This window comes from Sphingobium chungbukense (assembly GCF_001005725.1).
In the GTDB taxonomy this organism is placed as follows: Bacteria; Pseudomonadota; Alphaproteobacteria; order Sphingomonadales; family Sphingomonadaceae; genus Sphingobium; species Sphingobium chungbukense.
Window position 1 is genome coordinate 534,169 of sequence record NZ_LBIC01000007.1, and the last position, 8,977, is coordinate 543,145.

The 8,977-nt window shown below is 64.8% G+C and carries 9 protein-coding genes; 8 read left to right on the top strand and 1 reads right to left on the bottom strand.

What is annotated here, in order from left to right:
* Nucleotides 1–12: 12 nt before the first annotated feature.
* Nucleotides 13–162, top strand: a complete 150-nt coding sequence (locus YP76_RS27075; protein WP_084733227.1) for a DUF1289 domain-containing protein — start codon at nucleotides 13–15, stop codon at nucleotides 160–162.
* Here YP76_RS27075 and ada read toward each other — a convergent pair.
* Nucleotides 159–1,181 (bottom strand): bifunctional DNA-binding transcriptional regulator/O6-methylguanine-DNA methyltransferase Ada, encoded by a 1,023-nt coding sequence (gene ada, locus YP76_RS17565; RefSeq protein ID WP_408640449.1) that lies wholly within the window; start codon nucleotides 1,179–1,181, stop codon nucleotides 159–161. The two genes, YP76_RS27075 and ada, sit on opposite strands and share 4 nt — an antisense overlap.
* Nucleotides 1,182–1,337: 156 nt before the next feature.
* Here ada and YP76_RS17570 point away from each other — a divergent pair, with 156 nt between their 5' ends.
* The 7 genes from YP76_RS17570 (at nucleotide 1,338) to YP76_RS17600 (ending at nucleotide 8,601) form a co-directional block, all read left to right on the top strand.
* Entirely contained in the window at nucleotides 1,338–2,891 is a 1,554-nt protein-coding gene (locus YP76_RS17570) for a S1C family serine protease (RefSeq protein ID WP_046764940.1), read from the top strand.
* Between the two features lie 204 nt (nucleotides 2,892–3,095).
* Complete coding sequence (locus YP76_RS17575; protein ID WP_046764874.1) at nucleotides 3,096–3,650, top strand: F0F1 ATP synthase subunit delta; 555 nt, start codon at nucleotides 3,096–3,098, stop codon at nucleotides 3,648–3,650.
* 10 nt (nucleotides 3,651–3,660) lie between these two features.
* On the top strand, nucleotides 3,661–5,190 hold the full coding sequence (gene atpA / locus YP76_RS17580; RefSeq protein ID WP_046764875.1) for a F0F1 ATP synthase subunit alpha: 1,530 nt from the start codon (nucleotides 3,661–3,663) through the stop codon (nucleotides 5,188–5,190).
* Between the two features lie 120 nt (nucleotides 5,191–5,310).
* Nucleotides 5,311–5,937 carry a LysE family translocator gene (locus YP76_RS17585; protein ID WP_046764876.1) on the top strand — a complete coding sequence of 209 codons (627 nt, stop codon included), beginning with the start codon at nucleotides 5,311–5,313 and terminating at the stop codon, nucleotides 5,935–5,937.
* Nucleotides 5,938–5,940: 3 nt separating this feature from the next.
* Complete coding sequence (locus YP76_RS17590) at nucleotides 5,941–6,825, top strand: F0F1 ATP synthase subunit gamma (RefSeq protein ID WP_046764877.1); 885 nt, start codon at nucleotides 5,941–5,943, stop codon at nucleotides 6,823–6,825.
* 24 nt (nucleotides 6,826–6,849) lie between these two features.
* Nucleotides 6,850–8,295 carry a F0F1 ATP synthase subunit beta gene (gene atpD, locus YP76_RS17595; RefSeq protein WP_046764878.1) on the top strand — a complete coding sequence of 482 codons (1,446 nt, stop codon included), beginning with the start codon at nucleotides 6,850–6,852 and terminating at the stop codon, nucleotides 8,293–8,295.
* Nucleotides 8,296–8,346: 51 nt separating this feature from the next.
* A complete protein-coding gene (locus tag YP76_RS17600) occupies nucleotides 8,347–8,601 on the top strand; it encodes an ATP synthase F1 subunit epsilon (RefSeq protein ID WP_046764879.1) in 255 nt (84 codons plus the stop codon).
* Nucleotides 8,602–8,977: the final 376 nt, after the last annotated feature.

Here is an 8,977-nt window from a genome sequence, read left to right on the forward strand (position 1 = left end):
CCTGAGACCCCCATGGAAAGCCCCTGCGTCAACATCTGCAAGCTGGACAAGGCCGGGCGCATCTGCACGGGCTGCGGCCGCACGACGGATGAGATCGCGCGCTGGAGGGGCATGAGCAAGGCCGAGCGAAGGACGATCATGGAACGGTTGAGGAAAGGCTAGGCGCGCTTCTCCCTTTCCAGCAAGGCTTTCTTGCGCTCCACACCATAGGCATAGCCGCCCAGACTCCCGTCGCTCCGCAAGACCCGGTGACAGGGGATCAATACCACCAGCGCATTGTCGCCGCAGGCCGTCCCCGCCGCCCGCACGGCACCGGGCTTGCCGATGGCCGCAGCGATTTCGCCATAGCTGCGCGTCTCGCCCGGCGGTATGGCGCGAAGCGCGGCCCATACGGCTTGCTGGAAAGCCGTGCCGCACACATCCAGCGGCAAATCCAGCGGACGCGCCGGATCGTCGATCAACTGCTCGACCTGCGCCGCCAATCCCTCCAGCCGGGCATCGGCGGGCAATATCTCCGCCTTGGGGAAGCGCTGGCGCAAATCCGTTACATCTTCATCGAAGCTGATCCGGCACAGACCCCGCTCCGTCCCGGCCACCAGCACCGGACCAAGGCTGGTCGCCCGCTCGGCATAGCGAATCACCACCTCCCGGCCGCCATCCTTCCAGGCGCTGGGCGTCATGCCCAGATGGCGTTCGGCATCGGCATAGGCGCGGCTGGGCGCGTTATAGCCGGCTTCGTAGATCGCACCGGTAACGCTGCCGCCTTCCTCCAGGGCGTTCTTCAACCGTTCGGTGCGCAGCGAGCGGGCATAGGCCGCGGGCGTCATGCCCGTTTCCCGCTTGAACAGCCGGTGGAAATGATGCGGCGCATAGCCGGCATGGGCAGCCACCTGCTCCAGCGAGGGTGGCGTTTCGGCGGCGGCGATGAAGGCGACGGCCGCCTCCACCGCCAGCCGGTCGCGCCCCACCTCATCGGGGCGACAGCGCAGGCAGGCGCGGAACCCCGCCGCCCGCGCCGCCTGCGGGTCGGCCAGGAAGACCATATTCTCCCGCCGGGGATGCCGCGCGGCGCAGCTTGGCTTGCAATAGATGCCGGTGGTCAGCACGGCGCCCACGAACCGCCCGTCAAGGCCGCGATCCCGGCGAAGGAACGCATCCCAGCAGGCCTCCGCGTCCGGCATGGCTGGGGTCGGGGCTTCCATCTGTCTCATCTCGGTCATGCATATGGGATAGACGTCCCGACGTCGCCAGCCTTCCCGCCGCTTGCGGTCAAAAAGCGATGCCGCGCTTTTTGCGCATTGCCTCAATCCCATCATCGCATATGAATGCCCGAATTCATGGTCGCATTATTCCGTCGCCTCGCCCTGATCCTTGCCCTCATAGCGCCGCTGAGCGCGCGTGCGGAACAGCAGGATATCGCCGCCGCCGCCCGCGGCGTGGTCCGCGTCGTGCTGGTCGCGACCAACGGCTCCGACGCCTATTTTGTCGGCCATGGCAGCGGCTTTGCGGTCGCCCCCGACAAGATCCTCACCAACGCCCATGTTGTCGAACTGACCCGGCAGGAGAAGGATCTCGTCATCGGCGTCATCCCGTCGCAGGGGACCAAGACCTATGGCGGCAGGATCGTCGCCTATTCGCCGGGCAACGACCTGGCCCTGATCCAGCTGGAGGAAGGCAGCCTGCCGGTCAGCACCTTCTACGCCGGGGCGGTGAGCGACGGGCAGCATGTGACCGCCATCGGCTATCCCGGCACGGTCGACCGCGCACAGGGCCTGGGCCTCAAGCAACTGGTCGAACCGCTGGGGACGGTGAAGACCAGCGGCAATGTATCCTCCGGCCGGGCCAGCCAGAGCTTCGACACGGTGCTGCATACCGCGCCGCTGGCCGCGGGAAACAGCGGCGGCCCGCTGGTCGACGATTGTGGCCGGGTGCTGGGCGTCAACAGCTTCGGGTCGGTGTCCGACGGCAATGATGCCGAATTCGGCTTCGCGGTGTCGTGGCGCGAAATCGCTTCCTTCCTGCGGCAGGCCGGGGTGTCTTCGCTGCACACCGTCGTCCCCTGCCGCTCCATGGCGGAGGCCGACGCTGCCGAAGCGTCCCTCACCCAGCGCGAGGAAGCACAAAGCGAGCAATCCGAACGCGCCCGCGCCGACGCGCGCGAAGCGGCGATGAACAAGGCCCGCGACACCGCCGAACGGGACGTCATATCCGCCCGCGAAAACGCGATGGCGGGGGCGGCCGTGCTGCTGGCGCTGGCGGTGCTCGGCCTCGGTGCGGGCGGCCTGTTCTACAGCCAGGGCCGGGAAAAGCGTGCGACCTGGTGGCTGGCCGGGGGCGGCATATTGCTGTTCGGCGCGATCGGGCTGTTCTTTTTGAAGCCCAGCTTCTCCAGCATCGACGAACGCATCAAGCTGCCCGAGGACAAGAGCGTCACCGGCAATAACGCCTATGCCTGGGCCGGCGACAATATCTGCCGGGTGGACGTCAATCGCAGCCGCCTGACCATATCGGAACCCAATGACATCGGCTTCCACTGGGCCGATGGCGGCTGTGTCGACGGTAACAGCCAATATGTCACGTCGGGCACCGGCTGGCAGCGGGCCAACATCCCCGACGACCGCAATTTCGTCACCGTCAGCCGCTTCGATCCCGCCACCGGCACATTGCGGGTCCAGCGCTGGCTGCCGGACCTCGACACCATGGCGAAGGCCCGCGCCCTGCTGAAGAACGGCCCGATCAGGGGATGCGGCAGCGACTCCGCGCTCTTGGGGAAAATCGCCTCCCTACAGAATGATCTTTCCGCCCTGCTCCCGGCCCAGCCCAATGAGCGGATCGTCTATCACTGCCAAAAGGGGCGGCTGGCCCCGCCCGATGCCGGGAATAACCCATAAAAGGCGTTATTCGGGCATCATAAAAACTCAGTCAAATCGCGATGATTTCATCCTGAGGGTCGAATCGCGTTCCATGACTTGCATAGTCACAATCCCACTGCTAACCGGCCCCCCAACAGGGGACCGGGACGGATCAGAACCGCGCCCCCTTTTTGCATGACCGGCACATCAATTGCCAGGAATCAAGTGGAGGACGGTAAGCGCGTGGAGACGACCGGCGGTATTCAGGCCAGCCTCAGCGGCCGCTATGCGGTGGCGCTGTTCGATCTGGCCCGCGACGGCAAGACGCTCGACACCGTCGCGGCGAGTCTTGCGGCGCTCAAGGCGGCATTGGCCGAATCGGCTGATTTCAAGGGGCTGATCAACAGCCCGGTGCTCAGCCGCGACGCACAGGGCAAGACGATCGCCGCCGTCGCATCCTCCATGGGGATCGACGCGCTGACGACGAATTTCCTCGGCGTGCTGGCTCAGAACCGCCGCCTCTCGCAGCTGCCGGCGGTCATCCGCGCCTATGAGACGCTGCTGTCGAATCACAAGGGCGAGGCCCGCGCCGAAGTCACGAGCGCGCATCCGCTCAGCGGCACCCAGATCACCGCTCTGCAAAAGAGCCTGAAGGCCCGCGTCGGCCGCGAAGTCGCGGTCGATGCCAAGGTCGATCCCGCGATCCTGGGCGGGCTGGTCGTCAAGATCGGCAGCCAGATGATCGATTCCTCCATCCGCACCCGTTTGAACACGCTCGCCCACGCGATGAAAGGCTGAAAGGCTGAACATGGATATCAACGCCGCAGAAATTTCGAAGGTCATCAAGGACCAGATCGCCAATTTCGGCACCGAAGCGCAGGTGAGCGAAGTCGGTTCCGTGCTGACCGTGGGTGACGGCATCGCCCGCGTCCATGGCCTCGACAACGTCCAGGCGGGCGAAATGGTCGAGTTCGCCAATGGCGTGCAGGGCATGGCGCTGAACCTCGAAGCCGACAATGTCGGCGTCGTGATCTTCGGCTCGGACGCCGAAATCAAGGAAGGCGACACCGTCAAGCGCACCGGCACGATCGTGGACGTTCCGGTCGGCAAGGGCCTGCTCGGCCGCGTGGTCGACGGCCTGGGCAACCCGATCGACGGCAAGGGCCCGATCCAGTATACCGAGCGCAAGCGCGTCGAAGTGAAGGCGCCGGGCATCATCCCCCGCAAGTCGGTGCATGAACCCGTGCAGACCGGCCTCAAGGCGATCGACGCCCTCGTCCCCGTCGGCCGTGGCCAGCGCGAGCTGATCATCGGCGACCGCCAGACCGGCAAGACCGCCGTCGCGATCGACACCTTCATCAACCAGAAGGGCATCAACGCGGGCGACGACGAATCGAAGAAGCTCTACTGCATCTACGTCGCCGTCGGTCAGAAGCGTTCGACCGTCGCGCAGATCGTCAAGCAGCTCGAAGAAAATGGCGCGATGGAATATTCGATCGTCGTCGCCGCGACCGCTTCGGAACCCGCCCCGCTCCAGTATCTGGCGCCCTATACCGGCGTCACCATGGGCGAATTCTTCCGCGACAACGGCATGCATGCCGTGATCGTCTATGACGATCTTTCCAAGCAGGCCGTCGCCTATCGCCAGATGTCGCTGCTGCTGCGCCGTCCCCCGGGCCGCGAAGCCTATCCGGGCGACGTCTTCTACCTGCACAGCCGCCTGCTGGAGCGTGCAGCCAAGATGAACGACGCCAACGGCAATGGCTCGCTGACCGCGCTGCCGATCATCGAGACGCAGGCGGGCGACGTGTCGGCCTACATCCCGACCAACGTGATCTCGATCACCGACGGCCAGATCTTCCTGGAAACCAACCTCTTCTATCAGGGCATCCGTCCGGCCATCAACGTCGGCCTGTCGGTGTCGCGCGTCGGCTCGGCCGCGCAGACCAAGGCGATGAAGAAGGTTTCCGGCTCGATCAAGCTGGAGCTGGCCCAGTATCGCGAAATGGCGGCCTTCGCCCAGTTCGGTTCGGACCTCGACGCTTCGACCCAGAAGCTGCTGAACCGTGGCGCGCGCCTGACCGAGCTGCTGAAGCAAGCCCAGTTCTCGCCGCTGCCCTTCGAAGAGCAGACCGCGTCGATCTTCGCCGGCACCAACGGCTATCTCGACTCGATCCCGGTCAAGGACGTGACGCGCTATGAAGAGCTGATGCTCGCCTATCTGCGTCACGACCATGCCGATGTCCTCGCCGCGATCCGCGACAGCAAGGATCTGGGCGATGAGCCCAAGGCGAAGCTGAAGGCCGCGCTGGACTCGTTCGGCAAGACCTTCGCGTAACGCACCAACCCCGTCATCCCAGCGGAAGCTGGGATCTCAGGCCGGATAGGGCGACCCTAGAGGCACGAGATGCCAGCTTTCGCTGGCATGACGGAAAAAAGGAAGAACGAAGCTGCGATAATGCTGACCGCCCAATCCCTCCTCGCCTGGACCGTGATGTCGATCGGTCTGGTGCTGCTGCCGGGACCGGACACCATGTTGGTGGCCGGTCACGCGGCGCGCCGTGGGTTGAAGGCGGGGATGGCGGCGATCGGCGGCATCCAGCTCGGCGGGCTGTTCTACATGGCGCTGTGCGGCTTCGGCTTCCTGAGCGTGCTGAACGCCGTGCCGGGGCTGTTCATGGCGGTGAAGATCGCGGGCGCGATCTACCTCGCCTGGCTCGGCCTTTCGATGCTGCGCGGCGCTGTGAAGCCCTCGCCCGCTTCGGAAGCGCCCAAACTGCGGATCGGCGGATCGCCCTTCACCCAAGGGTTCATCAGCACCGTGCTGAACCCGAAGGTCGCGATCTTCTTCCTCGCCGCGCTGCCGCAGTTCGTCGGCACCGGCCCGGCCGCGCCGTTTCAGGGCATGCTGCTGATCGCGATCGTCTATGCGCTGGGTTTCGTCTGGTGCGCCCTCCTCGCCGTGCTTGCCACCAAGGCGGGGCGCAAGGTCGGGCAGAGCAGCGCGATGCGCTGGTTCGAAGGCGCCATGGGCGTCGGTTTCTTTGGTCTCGCGGGCCGTCTGGCCCTTGCTCGGAATATTTGAACTATGGCTAGCCTCAAGGAACTGAAGCTGCGCATCGGGTCGGTGAAGTCGACCCAGAAGATCACCAAGGCCAAGCAGATGGTGGCCGCGGCCAAGCTGCGCAAGGCGCAGGCTGCTGCCGAAGCTGCCCGCCCCTATTCGAGCCGCCTGGAAGCGGTCGTCGCCAGCCTCGCCTCGAAGATCGCGGGCGGTTCGGGCGAAGGCGCCTCCCCGCTGCTGGCGGGCACCGGCAAGGATGAAGTGCATCTGCTGGTCGTCGCCAACTCCGACCGTGGCCTTGCAGGCGCGTTCAACGCCAACATCGTCAAAGCCGCCCGCGCCAAGGCGGACGAACTCATCAAACAGGGCAAGACCGTCCGCTTCTACCTGATCGGCCGCAAGGGCCGCCCGGTCATCAACCGCACCTTCCCCGGCATGATCGTCGCCCAGTTCGACACGACCGGCGCCAAGGAACCGGGTTACGCACAAGCCGAGCAGATCGCCCACGAACTGACCGACATGTATCTGAACGGCAAGTTCGACGTGGCGCATCTGTTCTTCTCGCGCTTCAAGTCGGCCCTTGCCCAGATCCCGACCGAACAGCAGATCATCCCGGTCAAGATCCCGGCCGACGCCGACCGCGACGCCATCGGCGCAACGGTGGAATATGAGCCCAGCGAGGAAGCGATCCTCGACGACCTGCTGCCGCGCAACGTCACGGTGCAGATCTTCAAGGCGCTGCTGGAAAACAATGCGTCCGAACAGGGCGCCTCGATGACCGCCATGGACAATGCGACCCGCAACGCAGGCGACCTCATCAACAAGCTGACCATCCAGTATAACCGCAGCCGTCAGGCAGCGATCACCACCGAACTGGTCGAAATCATCTCGGGCGCCGAAGCCCTTTAAGATCACGCACGCAAGGAAGCAGTCATGGCAACCACCAACAATGTAGGCCGCATCTCGCAGGTCATCGGCGCTGTCGTCGACGTGACCTTCCCCGATGCTCTCCCCTCGATCCTCTCGGCGCTGGAAACCAGCAACAACGGCCAGCGCCTGGTGCTGGAAGTCGCCCAGCATCTGGGTGAGAACACCGTTCGCACGATCGCGATGGACTCGACCGACGGCCTGACCCGCGGTCAGGAAGTCACCGACACCGGCGCGCAGATCAGCGTTCCCGTCGGCCCGGCCACGCTCGGCCGCATCCTGAACGTCGTCGGCGAACCGATCGACGAGCGCGGCCCGGTCGGCACCACCCTCTCCGCCCCGATCCATGCCAAGGCGCCGGAATTTGTCGACCAGTCGACCGACGCCAGCATCCTCGTCACCGGCATCAAGGTCATCGACCTTCTCGCCCCCTACGCCAAGGGCGGCAAGATCGGCCTGTTCGGCGGCGCGGGCGTCGGCAAGACCGTGCTCATTCAGGAGCTGATCAACAACATCGCGAAGGGCCATGGCGGCACCTCCGTGTTCGCGGGCGTGGGTGAGCGTACCCGCGAGGGCAACGACCTTTATCACGAGTTCCTCGACGCGGGCGTCATCGCCAAGGACGCCGACGGCAATGCGATCAGCGAAGGTTCGAAGGTGGCCCTCGTTTACGGCCAGATGAACGAGCCGCCGGGCGCCCGCGCGCGCGTCGCCCTGTCGGGCCTCACCATCGCGGAATATTTCCGCGATCAGGAAGGCCAGGACGTGCTGTTCTTCGTCGACAACATCTTCCGCTTCACCCAGGCGGGCGCAGAAGTGTCGGCTCTGCTCGGCCGTATTCCTTCGGCCGTGGGCTATCAGCCGACCCTCGCCACCGATATGGGCGCCCTTCAGGAGCGCATCACGTCGACCAACAAGGGTTCGATCACCTCGGTGCAGGCTGTGTACGTCCCCGCGGACGACTTGACCGACCCGGCGCCGGCCACCAGCTTCGCGCACTTGGACGCCACCACCGTTCTCAACCGCGCCATTTCGGAACTGGGCATCTATCCGGCGGTCGACCCGCTGGACTCGACCAGCCGCGTTCTGGAACCCCGCGTCGTCGGTCAGGAGCACTACGAGACCGCCCGCGCGGTTCAGGCGATCCTCCAGAAGTACAAGTCGCTTCAGGACATCATCGCGATCCTGGGCATGGACGAGCTGTCGGAAGAGGACAAGCTGACCGTCGCCCGCGCCCGCAAGATCCAGAAGTTCCTGTCGCAGCCGTTCCACGTCGCCGAGGTCTTCACCGGCATCTCGGGCAAGTTCGTCCAGATCGAAGACACGGTGAAATCGTTCAAGGCCGTGGTCGAAGGCGAATATGACCATCTGCCCGAAAACGCCTTCTACATGGTCGGCGGCATCGACGAAGCCATCGAAAAGGCGAAGAAGCTGGCTGCCGAAGCGGCGTAAGCGAACTCATGACACCCCTCCCCACGCGGGAGGGGGCATAGGACATACAGAATGGCACTGCATTTCGAACTCGTGACCCCCGAAAAGCTCGTCCGCTCGGAAGAGGTCTATCAGGTCGTCGTCCCCGGCACCGATGGCGACTTCGGCGTGCTGGAAGGCCACGCGCCCTTCATGTCGACCGTCCGCGACGGATCGATCCAGATCTTCGCCAGCGCGGGCGCAGCACCGGAAGTCATTCCGGTCCGCGGCGGCTTTGCCGAAGTCAATGAAAAGGGCCTGACCGTCCTTGCGGAGCATGCCGGCTAGAGCGCGCTGCGTTAAATCGTACGCAAGTCGCGCGCTCTCAGCTTTTGTTGTCGCATCGCTTTAAGCGCAAAACCGGTTCCCACTTTTGCGCACGATGCTCTAGGCCGTAGTGACATTTTAGGGATTGAACGAACTCGCTGACGCTCGACTGGCGCGTGGAGGCTGGCGGGAATGACCCCCTGGTGGGAGGATTTGGTTGCTGAAGACCAACCCCTCACCAGGAGTTCATCCCATGACAGACGTCACAGTAACGGTCAGCCCGCTGCGCCGTCGTATGATCGACGACATGAGCTTGCGCAACCTGTCCCCCGCCACTCAGCGGTCCTATTTGCACGCGGTGACCAAGTTCAGTCGCTACTTCGGGCGGTCGCCGGAT